Origin of the sequence: Pseudomonas sp. G.S.17, from assembly GCF_038096165.1 — a bacterium.
Classification (GTDB): domain Bacteria; phylum Pseudomonadota; class Gammaproteobacteria; order Pseudomonadales; family Pseudomonadaceae; genus Aquipseudomonas.
Genome location: NZ_CP151076.1, coordinates 2,935,969 through 2,952,319 on the forward strand (window position 1 = coordinate 2,935,969; position 16,351 = coordinate 2,952,319).

Annotated in this window: 13 protein-coding genes; 4 read left to right on the forward strand and 9 right to left on the reverse strand. The window is 54.5% G+C overall.

Annotated features, from left to right (window positions below):
* Nucleotides 1-8: 8 nt before the first annotated feature.
* On the forward strand, nt 9-974 hold the full coding sequence (locus AABC73_RS13585) for a PIN domain-containing protein (RefSeq protein ID WP_341524017.1): 966 nt from the start codon (nt 9-11) through the stop codon (nt 972-974).
* An 81-nt stretch (nt 975-1,055) separates the two neighbouring features.
* A complete protein-coding gene (locus AABC73_RS13590; protein WP_341524018.1) occupies nt 1,056-1,631 on the forward strand; it encodes a hypothetical protein in 576 nt (191 codons plus the stop codon).
* A 211-nt stretch (nt 1,632-1,842) separates the two neighbouring features.
* On the opposite strand, the gene AABC73_RS13595 is transcribed toward AABC73_RS13590, so the two are convergent.
* Complete coding sequence (locus tag AABC73_RS13595; protein WP_341524019.1) at nt 1,843-2,910, reverse strand: DNA-binding protein; 1,068 nt, start codon at nt 2,908-2,910, stop codon at nt 1,843-1,845.
* A 193-nt stretch (nt 2,911-3,103) separates the two neighbouring features.
* Between AABC73_RS13595 and AABC73_RS13600 the strand changes: the two genes are divergently transcribed.
* Nucleotides 3,104-4,051 (forward strand): tyrosine-type recombinase/integrase, encoded by a 948-nt coding sequence (locus tag AABC73_RS13600; protein ID WP_341524020.1) that lies wholly within the window; start codon nt 3,104-3,106, stop codon nt 4,049-4,051.
* A gap of 228 nt (nt 4,052-4,279) precedes the next feature.
* On the opposite strand, the gene AABC73_RS13605 is transcribed toward AABC73_RS13600, so the two are convergent.
* The 5 genes from AABC73_RS13605 to AABC73_RS13625 form a co-directional block, all read right to left on the reverse strand.
* Nucleotides 4,280-5,071, reverse strand: a complete 792-nt coding sequence (locus AABC73_RS13605; protein WP_341524021.1) for a hypothetical protein — start codon at nt 5,069-5,071, stop codon at nt 4,280-4,282.
* Between the two features lie 220 nt (nt 5,072-5,291).
* A complete protein-coding gene (locus AABC73_RS13610; protein WP_341524022.1) occupies nt 5,292-7,487 on the reverse strand; it encodes a hypothetical protein in 2,196 nt (731 codons plus the stop codon).
* Nucleotides 7,487-8,632 (reverse strand): hypothetical protein, encoded by a 1,146-nt coding sequence (locus AABC73_RS13615; RefSeq protein ID WP_341524023.1) that lies wholly within the window; start codon nt 8,630-8,632, stop codon nt 7,487-7,489. The genes AABC73_RS13610 and AABC73_RS13615 overlap by 1 nt, the downstream gene beginning before the upstream one ends.
* Nucleotides 8,633-8,646: 14 nt before the next feature.
* Nucleotides 8,647-9,084: a pyrophosphatase gene (locus AABC73_RS13620; RefSeq protein ID WP_341524024.1), complete on the reverse strand. Its 438-nt coding sequence runs from the start codon at nt 9,082-9,084 to the stop codon at nt 8,647-8,649.
* A gap of 399 nt (nt 9,085-9,483) precedes the next feature.
* Nucleotides 9,484-9,930 carry a hypothetical protein gene (locus AABC73_RS13625; protein WP_341524025.1) on the reverse strand — a complete coding sequence of 149 codons (447 nt, stop codon included), beginning with the start codon at nt 9,928-9,930 and terminating at the stop codon, nt 9,484-9,486.
* A gap of 93 nt (nt 9,931-10,023) precedes the next feature.
* Here AABC73_RS13625 and AABC73_RS13630 point away from each other — a divergent pair, with 93 nt between their 5' ends.
* Complete coding sequence (locus AABC73_RS13630) at nt 10,024-10,791, forward strand: tyrosine-type recombinase/integrase (protein WP_341524026.1); 768 nt, start codon at nt 10,024-10,026, stop codon at nt 10,789-10,791.
* Between the two features lie 19 nt (nt 10,792-10,810).
* Here AABC73_RS13630 and AABC73_RS13635 read toward each other — a convergent pair whose 3' ends face one another.
* The 3 genes from AABC73_RS13635 to AABC73_RS13645 form a co-directional block, all read right to left on the reverse strand.
* Nucleotides 10,811-11,602 carry a hypothetical protein gene (locus AABC73_RS13635; RefSeq protein ID WP_341524027.1) on the reverse strand — a complete coding sequence of 264 codons (792 nt, stop codon included), beginning with the start codon at nt 11,600-11,602 and terminating at the stop codon, nt 10,811-10,813.
* 35 nt (nt 11,603-11,637) lie between these two features.
* Nucleotides 11,638-15,705, reverse strand: a complete 4,068-nt coding sequence (locus AABC73_RS13640) for a P-loop NTPase fold protein (protein ID WP_341524028.1) — start codon at nt 15,703-15,705, stop codon at nt 11,638-11,640.
* A 72-nt stretch (nt 15,706-15,777) separates the two neighbouring features.
* Nucleotides 15,778-16,167, reverse strand: a complete 390-nt coding sequence (locus AABC73_RS13645; RefSeq protein ID WP_341524029.1) for a hypothetical protein — start codon at nt 16,165-16,167, stop codon at nt 15,778-15,780.
* Nucleotides 16,168-16,351 lie beyond the last annotated feature (184 nt).

A 16,351-nucleotide genomic window follows, 5' to 3' on the forward strand; every position in this document is an offset into this window, starting at 1 on the left:
GCAAGCTGATGCGATTTTTTTTGGATACGAACATCTGGAGCTACATCGCAAATGAGGGGGCCGGGAGCGAATTGGCTATGCGCGCCCGGGACACAGGCGTTGAGATCGTCATTTCCCCAGCTGTAGTGGATGAAGTTCAGCGACTGCCGGTTCTAGAGGCTCGTCGCAAGGTCATCCAACTGGTGACCAGAAAGGACTGGAAGCGGCTGATGCCCGAAATATTCAGCGAATGCGCCGAGGTCAAGTCGGAGATCATAAGGCTTCGCCCCGAATGGGTCATCGCCGAACCGAATATGACTGAATTCAATCGTGTCAGGTATGACTGGGTAAGGCGTACAGGAGGTTTCTGGGATCGTGCACGCCGAGAGATAGAGACACCTGCGACTAACGAAAGCGTACGACGAGACGAAGAAGAACGTCTTGCTGTGGAGCAATCATACGCAATCAGGGAGCGAATGAAGAAGATCAAACCCGGCAGCGAAGAGCACCTGCAGAAGGTCGGACATATCCCCGAAGCGGGTACGCCAGGCTGGTCTGGAGATCCCGTACAGTATTGGCGGGTACCCAGCTTGCACATGTTCATAACCGAGCTCCAGGTTTATGAAAGCGCCGTTCGGGAGTGGCTCGATAGCGAGATCGATGTGCTGGCGATGCTTTCATCCCCCGACTCGATGAACAGGCTTTGGCTGCATGAGCTCGATGCGGCAGCGGTTCCGCGGCAATGGCTTCGAGGCGCGTTCGAGTTTCTTCAAGCCTGGCATAAGGTCACCACCGGTACGCCGGGGGACGCGCGTCTAGCCGCGCACCTTGTTGACGCCGACATCATCATCTCGGCGGACAAGAATTTCGTGCGGTTTGCAGAGCGTTGTCGAGACGAAGCGCCGTTTTCGATTGGCAAGACTCTGCGTGCTCAAGCTAATCGCGCAGGTGTCGACGAAGTTCTGCAATGGATTTCAAAACCTGAAACCCTCTGACGCACTGGGGTTGTGGTTCACGCAGCGGATTATTTGCTCTGTTTCAGAGCTGATGGGGTTAGAGGACGCGAGGTTGGTAGTATGAATGACAATCATGAATTTCCAGATGACGCGCAAAAACTGGATAGTTTTCTGCGCGAGCGGAGGGCCGATTTCGATGAGCGAAATTATTGGATTGAACACTCACTTGGCGCGGAAAGTCATTGGCTCTTCATCCAGGCGTACGACGCTCTCAGGCATGGACTATACCTGCCAGCTTGCACCGGTTTTCTGACGGGAGTGGAAGCCTCACTACGCAACACGTTGTCACAGGTGCAAGACCCCATCAACGTCCAGAACCTTGGAGGTATTTCTACCCTCAGCAACTCACTGCTCCGCCTGGCGAGAACCTGTGGGATTAACATTGATTGTTTGGTCTTCCCAGGAGAGCAGGACTTCGAAGCTAGGCTGGCTACCCGACAGAGCCATGTCGAGCTCGTGAGGATCAGACACACCCTTTGCCATGGCAATATCCTTGAGTACATCAGCAGACAGGAGGGACTGCCGCCATTTTTCACGCCTGAGTGTTGTCGTGACCTTGCCGAAACGCTTCACGCGATCTCGCGTGAGTGGGTGGCAAGCCTGGGGGAATTCAGAAGACAGGCGTCGCGCATATGATCCAGGCGCATTTGTTTGGGGGCGTGGGTAACTCAGCCACGACCCGAGTCAGAAGATGCTAGCGTTTCGTGGCGATCCTTTACTGTTCGGGACAGCACCATGGCCAGCCGGCTGGTAGCGACTAGCTGGTTGATCCTTTGGTGCGCTCGTTGATGGTCAAATTTTTTCGCTAGAACTTCCCGCTTAGTGCTGGTGTCTGGTCTCATCGCCATCACCTCTTCCGCTTCGTTTGTGCGCCCTTCGGCACCGGCGCACTCCGAATTTCTGAGACAGACTGATCGACTGTGAGTGACGAATTCTCTAGGGCCTGACGGGCCGTTTCGGCGAACTCAAGCTGAACCTTCAAGTCTGTAACAAGCTTAGCCAACTCTGATTCGCGGGAGGCACCCTGCGCCATCGATATGTGCAGGGCCTTGAGTTCGTCATTGAGCTCACTGGCTTTGGTTTGGTGGTGCTCGATGATCGCCCCTGTCCTGGCCTCGGCCAGCGCCAAGGCATGCACCTGTGCAGTAAGGGTCTGCACCTGATCAACCTGAGCCTGAAGCGTCCTAGCCTGTTGGCGAGATTCGCCGAGGAGACGTTCATTATCGCGGTTGAGTCTGGTTGACTCATCCTGTTTGATGGTCAGCGACTCGCGAAGCTTTCGTTGCTCGACCTGAGATTCGTGCAGCTGAGCTTCATGTCGGCGTTGATCTTGATCGCGCTGCTCCTTAACCGACTCCCGGTAATGCTCCAGGGCGCCACGTGCATGAACATGCTTCTCTTCGAGGGACTGGATCTGTCTATCCTTGTCACCGACCAACGCTTCAAGATCAGTACAGCGCTGGCTGATCCCGGCGTTGCGGGTCAGCTCAGCCTGAAGCGAAGACTGCGTGGTCTGAAGGTCAGCGGTTTGAACCTCGATGGCGGCTTGCTGAGCATCCAGTTGCCGACGTGCGGAGGTCAGCTCAGATTGCAGACTGGCAATCTGTGCCTCAAGCCCCACCCGCTGCAAATCGAAAGCTGATCGAGCCTGCTCGATGGACTCGTCACCCTCCTCCATCAGCCGATCTAGAAGACTTCCAACCATTGCCGAAAGCTCCTCTCCCATGCGCTCGCGGGAGGACGGTGGGCGCGGATCGAAGGACTCGATCTCTTTCAGGTACCGGGAAATAGTGGTTTTCGAGCCCGTGTTACCTAGCTCGACGCGCACGGCGTCAATGCTCGGATGCATACCCTTTGCGAGCAAGGCATGCCTCGCTTTCTGCACTACCGCCTTGTTTATGCCGCCGCGCGCCATTAGGACTCCTACGATTTCGTGGTGTGGTACGTGTTATGTACTTACGTATCACACTATATGATTATAAGAAGTTTTTAAACCCGGTTTTTAAAAAGCTATAATAGAAGTTTATAGCTTCTTGATGATTTCCAACGCCTGGACAGCGCTGCAACGGCCTACACAGGCGTCAAAGCTTCAGATTTGAGGGCAAAAGGTGGAAAAGGCTGATCGCTATCTAAACGCCGGCACTCGGGAAAACACCCGGAAAAGCTACCGTGCGGCGATTGAACACTTTGAGGTGGTGTGGGGTGGGTACCTCCCCACGACCGGCGTAGGGGTCGTCCGATACTTGGCGGAATACGCTGACAAACTGTCGATCAATACACTGAAGCAGCGCCTGGCAGCCCTTGCGCAGTGGCATGTCACCCAGGGTTTCCCAGACCCCACTAAAACGCCTGACGTCCGCCAGATGATCAAGGGCATCCGAGTCGTGCACCCTGCCCAAGTGAAACAAGCCGCCCCCCTATTGCTCACCCATCTGGAACAGGCAGTCACCTGGCTCGAGGGCGAGGCAGCGTCTGCGCTTGAGCGCGGTGACTACAAATCACTGGTTCGCCACCGTCGCTCCGTGGCGATAATGTTGATAGGTTTCTGGCGTGGCTTTCGGGGCGATGAGCTGGCTAGGCTCACGGTTGAGAATACCCAAGCCGCCAGTGGTGAAGGGATCACATTCTTCTTGCCCTACACGAAGGGTGACCGCCAGCATGAAGGTTCGATCTTTCATACGCCGGCACTGGCCAAGCTCTGTCCGGTGGAGGCCTACATCAACTGGGTGACGGTAGCCGGTATTGCAACGGGGCCGGTGTTCCAGAGGATCGATCGCTGGGGCAATCTATCGGGCAAAGGCCTGCAGGCCCATAGCCTCATCCCAGTCTTGCGTCGTATCTTGAAAGACGCCGGCTTACCGGCAGAGCTGTATAGCAGTCACTCGCTGCGCCGCGGCTTTGCGACCTGGGCGTCGGCCAGCGGCTGGGACATCAAGGGACTGATGAGCTACGTGGGGTGGAAGGATATGAAGTCAGCTCTTAGGTATGTTGACCCTGCAGTCTCTTTCGGAGGACTGGCTGCAACGGATGCCGTCGCCCGCTTGAAGATCGTTTAGCTCTGACGCACACAAGCGACTACAGAGGAGGCAGTGATCCGACTGGAATATTGTCGACGGTACGCGCAGATCAGCCAGGCATCGTTCGATATCGACTGCCGGGTAATGCGATTGAAAACTCACCCACCCTGGCAAGCTCCCTCCCTATTGATTAATAGACGTTCCGAGCCAATGTCGGGCAAGCGCACATGCGTGTGCGCCCCAACGCAGCAGTTTCATCCATGCTTGCTACTTTTCCACCCCAAACAACTCAATGGCCTCACTGTCATCAAGCATTATTTTGATGAGGCCGATTGGGACTTCTTGAAATTGCCGGCGGGCGCATTTTGATCTAGTGTCTAACTTAAGCAGTCGGGAAAATAGGCTGCCGGTCTCTATAGGTTCTAGCGAATCATACAGACTGTTTAAATCATAAAGGTCAAAATTAGAAGCCCCCCTTTCGACCATGACGAGATTATAGCTAAACTGGATCGGGAGTTTGAAGTGATTGTCTGGGGCATGAGAGTATTTTAAACCATACCCTTTCTCGACACACATTTGCATCAGTTCTTTCAGCTTGGGGACTATATCGCAATAATATGATCTTGCTTTTTTAAAAACTGCGGATTCACCATGGTTGCCTGCAAGCCACGCCTTAGCTGCAGCTGCACGGTGGTTACCCAGTCGGCAATATACAGCGCCACCCACGAACCCAATTCTTAGCTCTGAAGACGATCCCATGGCCGGGAACGACGTATCTAACAAGTCAGACGTGAAATAGCTTACGATTTTATCCCGAGATTTATCCCACCCATCACAGTGCAATCCCTGTGCTGCATCACGCCAGCTAGAACCAGGAGGATAAAATTTTGTTTGAGGGCTGAGAGCGATCAGTTTTCCGATCGAAATATCAAGAATACGCTCAACGCTAGGTTTGCTCCATGAAGCAAATGCTTCAATCATATCCCCATCATATACTTCAGCGTCCATAACTCCGCCTTTCAAGGCCTGTTTGGCGGAACGGTGTATTTCATCTTTCATACTATTTATTTTCCAATTTCAATCGGGCGCTTAAACAACTCGGGTGGGCTTATCCTTAAATACTTCCAAGACCCCTGCGCGCTGACAAAAGCCTTGTGGTTTTAATCGAATCGATATCGGCGGTCTATATGTCGAACTACGCTGCAGCACGCAGCGCCATTCAAAAATTTACCGCCTACTCCATTAGCCGTGGGCGTGTTCTTGATTGCTCTTGACCACCTCAGGATACTGGGAACTGTGCACGTTGAGTGAGAAGGAGCAGCCCCAGGAGACTGGATGGTTCCCCTCTGCGAATCTCAAGGCCTTCACTCAGCAGAGCTCGCGTGTCCTCCGGCGTGAGCTGCAGCGTACCTGTAGCAAGCGCCGCAGCAAATTCGAGAGCAGCATCGCCATAGGTTCTTTCCCACCGGGCAAAGACCTTGGCGAGGAACTCCTTCATCAACTTGCTCAGCTCGGGACTCGCCGAATAATCAAGCTCTGATGGCAAGCAGGCCCGCAAGAATGAAGCTTGGAGGATGTTGTCATTGAACCGGAGGAAGCATTCTGGCGACAAGACCACGGATTCATACCCCGTCGGCTGCAGCCTTAGTTCGTGCTCGTCATGTTCGCGAGCGTATTGCAGCACCGCCGCGATCGTGAAGAACACCGTACTCTGAGGCACGTTTGGACAGTCCTGACCTACGTTGCTCGAAGGATCAAAGAACAGGAATCCATCGGACAAGGCAAGGGCTTCCCCATTATGTTTCGGTAGGAAGCCATGCTTGTGCTGTTCCACGAGCTCAGTGGCCATATCAATCGAGGCATGGCGGATATCTTCCTCGACGTTGGCTCCGAAACCGTCATCATCGACCTGCCCGGCAGAGCCTATCTTGACCAAGCGATTCCAGGCGTTCTCCTTACCATCGTCACCAATAGGCAAACACAGCCAATTTGAGAAGCCGTAATCCCGCCCAGTGGGGTTCTTCATCAAGAAGCTCTTGAGAAGCGTCCAGGCACTCGCACTCTGCGGAATGCCTATTGGCGCAAGAAAACGCCTAGGAACGGTCGCGTCCATGTATGCCCGCAAATCGCGACTAATCTCCCTAAGGATTCCGCCGTCGCGGGCCACGACGGTGGCAACAAGCACCCCGGAGACTGCACTGAAATCTACCTCGTCAAGCTGAGTATACGGGACACAATGGATGGTTTTGGCTTCCCCCCACTTCTGACTGAGCAGCTCATGAGTGATCTCACCAAGTCTCTTCGAGCCTGGATCGTCGGCGTGCACGATGAGATTCGTCGCCATAGAGAGAGACCAGTCAATTTCGGAGGTTAACCAGCGCCTGAACTGGACGTCTTCTAGCAGCGCAGAAGGGTCAAGTGTCAGCAGTTTGTTGGGCTGAGCCGACCTGTTGAACCCGATAATTCCACCCATGCCGAAATACTTGTGGAATTTGCCGAGCGTCTTCGGGCCATGCTTCAGGCCGATCGTGATCGATTTTGGGGGCTTTGATTTTGCGGAGAAGTTTTCCCCAATGATCTCAATTAGCGTGCAACCTTCTTCTACCTTGAGCGGCAACGGAAAATCAATGTCATCCAACGCGACCAGGACGCCACCGTACCGATCATCAGATGTACGATCAATCAGCGTGGCAACGCAATCTTCCCTAAAAGATTGCTCGCCCATTTGCTTGGCCATCCCGCCGGATGTGGAGGCTGACACGACACAGAAGTAGTCTCGTGCAGGAGGAAACATCGTCTTGAGTCGCTCATAGGAATGGAAACTCATGACCTCTGCTTTCTTGCCAAGGCGGTCTAGTGCATTCTTTACGAATGCATAGATTCCCATGGTGTCGATGAACACTTTGTCCGCTCGGCGCATCCTGGCGCCGTACGTCAGCGCTATCGCGTAACCCACGACGCAGACTTCAGCCTCGTCACTTGCCAGTTCCCTGGTCTGGATGAAAACGTTGTTAAGCGTTCCCGAAGGATGTTTGAAGGAGTGCGAAGACGGTGCTGAATGGATGACATTGTTCTTTTCGATCAACGTCTTTAACCCATGCTTCAACACCAAGCTCGGATCGTGAGGATAGATTGGCGCGCCCCCGCCGAGAACATTTGTATTGAAGCCTTCGCCGTTCCATTCCAAGAATACGTACTCATGGACACAGACACGGGGATTCTTTACGCCACGGCTTAAGAGGTTAGCCAGACGACCTTGATCATCCGCCCAACCTTGGTTGAACACTGATAACTGGTCAGAGGTGCCCAGAATGTATACGCAATCGGGCAGGCTCCGCTGGGCCTTGAGCGCCATCTCGATGTCCGAGAACACGTGCTGCACTGATAGCTGTGAATCGTTATAGCAGATGACCAAGGCCTGGTGGCTGCCACCCGGGTTGCTGATATCGGACATCCATTGATAAAAACGCTCCATTACACGCCCCTCAATGGAATCATGATGGTGACAACCGCTCCTGCAACGGGCGCGAGCTCAGTGTCATCCCAATCCCTGAAGTCGAGAAGATGACGCTGCTGATCGTTTTCTTCGAATTGGTTGTAGATGCAAAGCCGACCGGAGCGGATGCGAATCAGGCCACCAACTTTGCGAAGCTCGGTCAAAATGTCAGGAAGGCCCACCCCCGCTGCATCCTGTGGCTTGCTGGATTTGCGTCGATGTAAGCACGTGATCAAATGCTCTCTCTCTTCGCCCAGCGACATGTCTTGCACTGCCTTGCCGCTCATCCTGGAGGCGAAGCCGGGGCCCGAGTCGAAGATACTTATGTGCAACGCCCGCAGGCTAGTCTTATTGTTGTCAGTGGTCGACGACTCACGCTCCCAGTAGCGCCTCAAATCCTCACTACCGTCGAAATCCTCAGCAAATATATCGTCTTCCAACCGCCTCCACCCGACCATAATACCTTCTACGTGGGCAAAATACGGGGCACCAAGATGGTCGGAGACTGCATGTTGCTGGGTATTGGATATCAGCTCACTGCAAAAGAGGCCCAAGCTATCGATCAATGATCCCGGAACGCTGACGCGAGCTGTCTGCTTGTTGACGAAATCGATGAGACGGCGCATCTCATCAGCCATCTCGAATGGAGGCTTTACGTGACCTGTTCCATGGAAGAGCGGTCGCAGGTGTTGAACTTTCGAACCTGCGACGCAAATCAGATCGACTACCCTCCCGCTGACGACGTCCTCGTACCGCCCTGCATTCATCGCCTGCATCCGCTGTACGGACTCTTGAAAGACAGCTCTGCGACTGAATGTCTGCTCGCCTAGGCGAACACCCTTGGAAAGACGTACGGCGGCGATGCCCGGCGAGCAATTGCCAAGATTGTTCAGCAACGCTTTAACATCGACTTGAGGGTCAAAGTCGAGGTAGTCGTTCTGCAACTGCTGCCTGGCCAATGTGACGATGAGTTGCAGGCGTGCGGCGTCGTGCATGGCGCCTCGACGAGCACTCAGCATGTCGGCCTGGATCAGGAATCGCTCTCCTGAGCGCTCGCTGATCTTGCGAATGGCCGCCTCAATGTCCTTGAGCGTACGCGTCTTTCCAAGAGTGATGGGTTTCAAGCCTACGTCTCCAATCAAGCGTCTGCCTTGCCCTGAAGGCCCAGGAGCAAGCTCTTGATCTTGGGCTCAGGCTTCCAGTAGTTAGGCCCTTTGAGAAACTTGCCATTTTCATCGTAGATGGGCTTGCCGTCCGCGCCGAGCTTGCTCTCGTTACTGTCCATGATGATGTCCAGCACGTCCTCGAGTGGTAAGCCGTACTTCAGCGCCTCAGACCTGCAATAAACGATCACATCGCCGAGCAGGTCGGCAATAGCAACCTTCACATCGATTTCGGTGTCGCCATTCTCGATCTTTTCAACGATCTCATCGATCTCATGCACTTCATCCATCAGCGTCGCTTTGAACTTCTTGAGCTTGTCAGCCGGATCGGCCAGCAGGGTTGGAACACTGTGGATCGGCAGCTTGTACATCTGATTCATGGCATGGATTCGGTCTTTGAACGGCTTACTCATGAATTTTTCCTTGTCAAACAGTAAAAAATGGCACGTTTTGTTTGCGTGGCCGCGAACACGGAGCGCCTGGGATGCAACACAAGCTCATGATCGCTGGGCCACGCTGAGACCGACGTGGACATCCTGCTCTCCTGAGATACCTCAAGGCATTGAGGGCGTGGGCCGTGGAAGCGAGGTGAACGAAACCTCTCTTGGCCACATCACCCAATGCGATCAAAACACATCTGCCCTAATCCGTTACTTCAGATGGCCACCCAAGCGGTCAAGGTACCCGAAGCATACCCTAGATGTTTCAGCCAGCGTGGCTGTATGGTTGATCAATGCCTCGTGCTGGGCAGTCTTAACGCGCGTTCAACCGCACCGCCGAGACATACTGGCAGCCCTGACGATCAGCGATTGCTACCTCACAACAAGAAGTTCAGCGTCGAAGACGGTGCGTGAGATGAATGCAAGCGTCCTCAGCGTGGGCTGTCCATCGATCGCGCGTGCGACAGCGTCCGGATCCACCGACTTGTGCCCAACGAGTGAGCGTCGACTTCTGCTCTGGCGAAGCACATCAACGAATGTATACCCTAGTTCGCGGATTCCGTTTTTATCCAGATCCCGAGTGGCACGCTGACGCTGGGGCGCACCCAGGACAGCCCCCACCAGCATCAGAGCGTTGACCGGCGATGGATCATCGGAGCACCGGTACGCCTTAAGACGGTTGTTGAACACGACACAGTGCGGATCTTCATCAGGCAGGAGGCCGACATCACCAGGGCGGAATCCGAACGAGTTGTTGGCGATCTGCTTCGATAGGTAGTGCTCGTTGAGTTCTGCGGTCTGATAGAACGCCGGGGCCACTTAATAAACGTCGTTGCCCCTGGTTACCTTCCTACGACCGGCTACCTGGCCGAGTACGCTGACAAGTACGCAATCAGTACGCTCAAGCAACGCTTGGCCGCGCTGGCGCAGTGGCATATCACCCAGGGATTCCCAGATCCAACCAAGACGCCCAACGTGCGCCAGATGATCAAGGGCATCCGCGTCGTGCATCCCGCTCAAGTGAAGCAAGCCGCCCCGCTTCTGATCAGACATGTCGAGCAGACGGTTGAATGGCTGGAATCTGAGGCGGCCGCTGCGCTCGACCGGGGCGACTACAAGACCCTGCTGCGCCACCGCCACTCGATTGCCATGTTGCTAATCGGATTCTGGCGGGGGTTCCGCGGAGATGAGTTGGCTAGGCTCACAGTGGAAAATACAAAAGCCTTTAGCGGTGAAGGCATCACCTTCTTCTTGCCCTACACCAAGGGCGATCGCCTGCACGAAGGGACGACCTTCCAAACCCCGGCTTTAAAAGTGCTCTGTCCCGTCGAGGCCTATATCAACTGGGTCACGGTTGCCGGCATCTCCAAGGGGCCTGTATTTCGGCGTCTGGATCGCAGGGAAAATCTTGCCGAGAAGGCCATCCAACCCCACAGTTTGATTCCGATGCTGCGGCGTGTTTTCAGGGAGGCTGGACTGCCTGAAGAGCTCTATAGCACCCACTCGATGCGCCGGGGTTTTGCGACCTGGGCGTCGGCCCACGGGTGGGATATAAAAGGGCTGATGAGCTATGTGGGCTGGAAAGATATGAAGTCGGCGTTGCGGTATGTGGATGCCAGCGTGTCATTCGGCGGCTTGGCTGCTCGAGCAGGCCCTGCCTTGCTGAAGGAATCTAGCTGACCGACGCGCTGCAGCGGCCTTAAGGGCGTGGTGGGCGTATAGAGGAATACACGGGCCCTGTGTGCTCAAATGGAGCGCCACTGAGCGACTCGGCCATTTGGTTTTTAGACGCCATCCAGTCATCGAAATCTTGTAGGCGTTCGTTCAGCAAAGGATGACCAGGGATAGCGGCCGCAATCAGGAACGCAACGGCCTGCCCGGTTTCGACGCATACCAGTAGCTCGCGGTTGACATGCCAGCTATTACAGCCTTGCACTCCAGTAAGTGAGAAGCCGAACTCATCATCTCCTTGCGGCCCAGTTGGCCCGAAATGACTCATTATCCCCAATGGGTTCGGATGGGCTCCGTAATCAATCGAGGCCTCATACAGGCCCCTGACGTACTCAGCCATCTCAGGCTGAATAGGTTTTAGGATCCTGATCGTGTTTTCAACGGTGAACAGCTTCCTACAGGCCTTGAGGTCACTGACGCTGCGATTACGATTGAGCCATACATCTGCGTTGACCTCATGTTCGCTCACTAGCAGCGCGTAGCAGGCTGATTCTAGTGCAGCGCGGGCGACAGGGAAGACCAACGCCACATGACCCGATAGGGCTTCGCGTACTGCACCGATGAGGGACGTATATGCATTCATCGCGAGCAAGGCTCCCACAGGATCCATTTCAAAAGGCTGCGTGAAAAATTCTCGATGAAAAAAAGCATCCATTTCATCCACCAACTGCATAAGCTGTGGCGGCGAAGCGGCATGACCCTGGGCGACCTTGGCAGTTGCTTCGAGGTATTGCGCTAGTATTCCTGCCGTCATTTGCATCGGAAGAGCCTCCAAACTGCGGTGATATCTTGCGGTTAGCGAGGTACCTTCTCAAAACGCGATTTGAGCTTGGTCAGTTCCCGTCCTTTACCGAAAGCATCCGCAATGACCTGTACATCATCATCGCTCAGCTTTGACTCATCAACCGCCGTCAAGGCGGCATGAGTGCCAAGACCAAAGGCAAGCCGAGCGAGATTGGTTTTGATCGTGACTGATGAGCAGCTGGGGATCGTCGCCAGCAGGAGCTTTGCGGTGCCTAGCCGACTTTCTTGGTCGCCCAAACGATTGCAGATGGACTCCAGGTCGTTATTCACAGCTGCAGCAGTCTCAGGTGCTGCTGCCATTGGTAAAACCCGAATGCTCAGGTCTATCAGCTCAGTTGGCGTTGGGGCTGGGTTCAGCGAGGCCACTTGGCGCCATAGGCGACGACGGCCGTCATCACTGGCTTCGGTAGACATCAAAGCTTGTACCAACCCTTGATAACCGCCGTTACCGAGGCAATTTATCCATAAGGATAGAGCTTGGTCTGGTAATTGGGCGCTACCGACCGGGCCCAGCGCTAGCACTAGCAACGTCGTCGCGGTTCGTTCCGATGTATCGAGCTCTGAGACAGTTTTTCCCCAAGCGCCCCTGAGCCAACTTATTTCTTCCAAGGACTCCCAGTCTATGGCGCCAGGTAGCTGGGCGATTTGGCCGGGTGTGAGTCTTCTGGAATCGCGAGTGAGGAACTCCTGCGCTTCCACTGGGTGCGCTTGCCAGATCAGACATGCCAACTCCATCAGCTCCGTGTCGCGTTCCAGACCGACGATCCCTGACTCGATCATTGAATCAAGAGAGCTAAGCAGCCCGCGCCCTGCTTCTTTCGGGCTTCGTCGGCCCACATTGATTGCGTCAGAGAATATGGTGTCCGGCGCGTAACCGGGCTGCACCACATCGGTAGACGGCCAAGTTCCGGCGAAATACTGATGAAGTCGTTCATGTTGAGCCGGATAGCTGGAGGCGCTCGAAAAGGTATCTCGCAAACAGGTTGCAATCGTCGCAGGGGAACCACGGAGATAGACTTTTGACAGCCCAACCAGCAAGTCGTCCAGATCCTCCACAGGCCTAGAAACTCTTGAGGGAAGCCTGCTCAACGACCGATCTAGATGGTCGTGCAATAGGCCCGAATCCCAGGATTTGCTTGGAATGTTCGTTGCGGCGATGGCGTAAAGTTTTCCGAAGCGCTCGGGCAGCGTTGTGGCTGTAAATCCTGTGTCAAAATACGCGATAACGTTGCTCTGCACGTCTTCCGGCAAATCCGCATAAGCTTTCAGCAGCGATGCGCAGCATTCAAGAGGCAAGCCTTCAGCAAAATCTTCAACCCAATTCGCGCTCACCTGCGCCAACATGCCAAGTTCACGCTGAATGATCTGTTCGAAGAGAGCAACGGCATCCCCCTGGTAGGATTCTCCGCCGGATAAATTCTCACCCAGGTCAGCAAGGCTGGACTTGGCTTCTTTCGAAAGTTCTTCAAAACGGGCAGACGCCGTCGATAGAACCCAGCGGAACCCACGCTCGAAGTTGACTGCGGGGTTGGGGTGTTCGATGAGGTTTCGCACGATGGTGACCAAGCATGCGGACAGCGGCTGGGCGCCAGCTAATTGATGAGATTGTTCCAATGCGGTAAGCGCGCAGGACTGCAATTCAAGCGCTGGAAGCTTCAGATAGCGATCGATAAGCCTCCATAGATCTGCGCGACTTTCCTCCCCTTTCGCAGCGAGACTCGCAAACAATCGATCAACCCTGCCTGCCACGGTCGGCAGCTCGAGCGCCTGCGACCTGCCCGCTTCAGCTTCATCTGCTACAAGCGAGCTGTAGTCAGTCCCTAGCATCGTGAGCAACATCTCCTCATGCTTGCCTACCCACTGTTCAAGTATGTTGAAATCGAAATGAAAGGAGGCTTTTCCTATGCTTATGTCCCTCACCTTCAGCCATTCAATAAGCTTGCGTTCTTGTGCGGTGGGCAACCCATGCAGCGCCCGAACGTTGAGGACAACTTTACAAGCCTTGAGCACCATGGCCTTTGCTTCGTCCAAGCTTGGGGTCTGCATGGTTTCTAATCGGAATTCAATTTGATGCTGCGTGGTCAGGAGATCGTCAACCAACTCAGCCGCTATCTGCCGTTGCTCCTGCGCATTAGCGAGCAGCACAACGCTGCCGATTTTCTCGAGTCCAACCATTGACCGAAGATCCAAGGATACGGTCAACTCATTACAGAGTTTGCCGAGCATCAGACGCACCGTGCGTGGTGGGAGATGATCAAGCAAGTTCGCTATGACGCGCATTGCGTTGTGCCGCCGCGACACCGTCTCCAGGTGCAGATCACTAATCAGTTCATGAAGTAGCAGTGCCTGATCCTCGCTTAGCGCGATTTTGTCGGTGCGAGTAGACAGCTGCTCAATCAGCCCTCGGGTATCACCAGACACAAGCAGGTTGTAGAGAGTGCTGGTGCCCGCGCCGAATTTGCGACTGATTGGATCCTCGGACAGCAATAGCAAGCTTTGCAGTGAATCTGGCCAGCGCAACCCTACCAGGCTAGATAAGAACTGACGCAAGTCTCGACAGCCCTCTCGTATCGTAGTCTTTCCGTCCTTGTCTTCGATGACGTAGCGTTTGGCCAACAGGGCCCGCGTCTCAACAGGCTGATTCGAGAGTTCACCGTCATGCACCAGAAGCTCCGTCAGGCGGCCAAGCAGTAAAGGATCGTCCTGAAGGTCGCGGTAGAAATCAGGAAAACTCACGCGGGCAGCGCTCAGCGCGCCAAGCGAGATTGGATGACTGGTCACCGCACCTTCATGAAGGCCACCAGGCCGTTCACTCGAGCTTCCTTCATATTCTCTTCGCTTTGCGAGCCACCATGACTGAGCAAATGCGTTAACGACCTGAAGTGCATTACGCGGATCGATAACGTTCACGTGAATCATCCGGTCAATCACTTGTTCTGGACTTGCACCTCGCGCGTTCAGATCTTTCACAATGTCCGTAAACGACGACAGATGCTTCAAAGCGAACTGCCTCATATCTCCCCTGGGTGCAGGCGGAATTTCCAAGCGGAATTGGAAAATGCGGTCGAGGTACCTTCGAGCGTCCATGTGAGTGAAGACAGTACCGGGCTGCTCAGGATTGCCGCGGCCGCGAGCCAGGGCATCGGCTACCTTAGCTTCGTCACACGAGATCACGAAGACGAGGCCAAGATCCGTTGGAAGCTTCTCTGAGGGGATTTCCATGAATGCACGAACTGCGTCGAGGCCCAGCACCATTTCTTCGGCCGAAAGTCGATCTAGGTCGTCTACGAAAATCACCAGGCGCTCACAGGGATCGGGTTTGGAGAAGATGCCCGCTGCAGGGCCCTTGAATACTTTGAGTTGCTCAAGCAGCATCTCTTCGTACTGCTCGGCGCTTGCGCTGGGCAGCGAAACCTTGGTGACAGATCGGTAGCTATCGACTTTCGAAGGTTTCAAATTCTTCAACAGATAGCTGTAGGCACCACTGATTGCCAAAATGAACGTCGATTGGACAATGGGATTGTTCCACGGAAGGATGGCAAGTCCGGCCCATACCAGGCCAAACAGCAGCAACATTGCGCCAATGAACGCAGGCAATGGCAGTGACCATGCTCGCCACAGTTGCACTGTGTATTCCTTCCACCCCTTCCATTGGGTTTCGACCCGCGTGACATTTCGAAAGAGCTTGTCGTGGAGTGCCTGCTCGTCTCCCCCAAGCTCCATAAATACGTGACGCAGAAGCGCACGCTTGATGTCCTGATCTTTTCCGCCAAATCGCCACGCGTTGAAGGTAATACTTTTGATGCGATCCCGACGCGGCACCTTCCCTGACCCATCAGACGCACCATCAGCAAGTCCGCGGGTATATAGCTCTTTGATAGAGCTTTTGCCCGTACCCCAGCCCCCGAGCAGGCCAATGCTAAAGGGTGGTTTGTGGTGTTCGGCTTCCACCAAGCTCTGTAGCGCTTGGGCAAAATGCCTGTGCCCAAAAGCATCCTGAGCTTCGTTTTCAATTTGCCGATCAAGCACTGCCGGCATCGGCTGGTAGGGTTCAGACATGCGTTGTGTTCCTTCATCAACGTATTGCTGGCGGGCTGCCACTATGGCTAAGCGTAATGGATGGATGCGCGGCTACACAACAAAGCCTTTGTCTGACAGCATCAGCCGGACTGCGGCGGAGTGTTTCACCCTCAACTTGGTCGCGGTGACGGTCTGAGTGGTTGTTGCCGTCTCGACTCTCAAAGCGTACTTGCCAGCATACTGGCGGCCCAAAAAAATATGATCGATGTGGGCCGCAAAGTGTTGCGCCAGCCGCAGGTCATTGAGGTAAAGCACGGTATAGGTCAGCCGACCCGCTGGAGATACATACAAGCCGGCGACGAGGTCGTCGTCCTCATAGTGAGGGTTTTGCAGGTTCGTCGGGAGCAATCCATGTGGCAGGTCAACCAGGACGGTCGCGTACTCCACCGTGCGTTTGTTCGCAAAATCACCTTGGGAGCGAAGTGTGCCCTGATCCTTCATCATCCTGCTCCATCACGATGTACAGCGTTGGTTCCGTTAGACGGAGTGACTTGCATTATCACCTATATTGAACCAGCCTCAATGTCTGCATTTTTGCGGTGTTTTTGAAGCACGCGCTCCTTTGGCGTTATGCGCGCATTTCGGAGGGCCTATGTTTCCCGTGTTGAGCAACGCTCAAGGCCTA

What these genes read in the sequence shown, in the direction of transcription:
- AABC73_RS13585 (WP_341524017.1), top strand. Translation starts at nt 9, where the DNA reads ATGCGATTTTTTTTGGATACGAACATCTGGAGCTACATCGCAAATGAG.
- AABC73_RS13590 (WP_341524018.1), top strand. Translation starts at nt 1,056, where the DNA reads ATGAATGACAATCATGAATTTCCAGATGACGCGCAAAAACTGGATAGT.
- AABC73_RS13595 (WP_341524019.1), bottom strand. Translation starts at nt 2,910, where the DNA reads ATGGCGCGCGGCGGCATAAACAAGGCGGTAGTGCAGAAAGCGAGGCAT.
- AABC73_RS13605 (WP_341524021.1), bottom strand. Translation starts at nt 5,071, where the DNA reads ATGAAAGATGAAATACACCGTTCCGCCAAACAGGCCTTGAAAGGCGGA.
- AABC73_RS13610 (WP_341524022.1), bottom strand. Translation starts at nt 7,487, where the DNA reads ATGGAGCGTTTTTATCAATGGATGTCCGATATCAGCAACCCGGGTGGC.
- AABC73_RS13620 (WP_341524024.1), bottom strand. Translation starts at nt 9,084, where the DNA reads ATGAGTAAGCCGTTCAAAGACCGAATCCATGCCATGAATCAGATGTAC.
- AABC73_RS13635 (WP_341524027.1), bottom strand. Translation starts at nt 11,602, where the DNA reads ATGCAAATGACGGCAGGAATACTAGCGCAATACCTCGAAGCAACTGCC.
- AABC73_RS13640 (WP_341524028.1), bottom strand. Translation starts at nt 15,705, where the DNA reads ATGTCTGAACCCTACCAGCCGATGCCGGCAGTGCTTGATCGGCAAATT.
- AABC73_RS13645 (WP_341524029.1), bottom strand. Translation starts at nt 16,167, where the DNA reads ATGAAGGATCAGGGCACACTTCGCTCCCAAGGTGATTTTGCGAACAAA.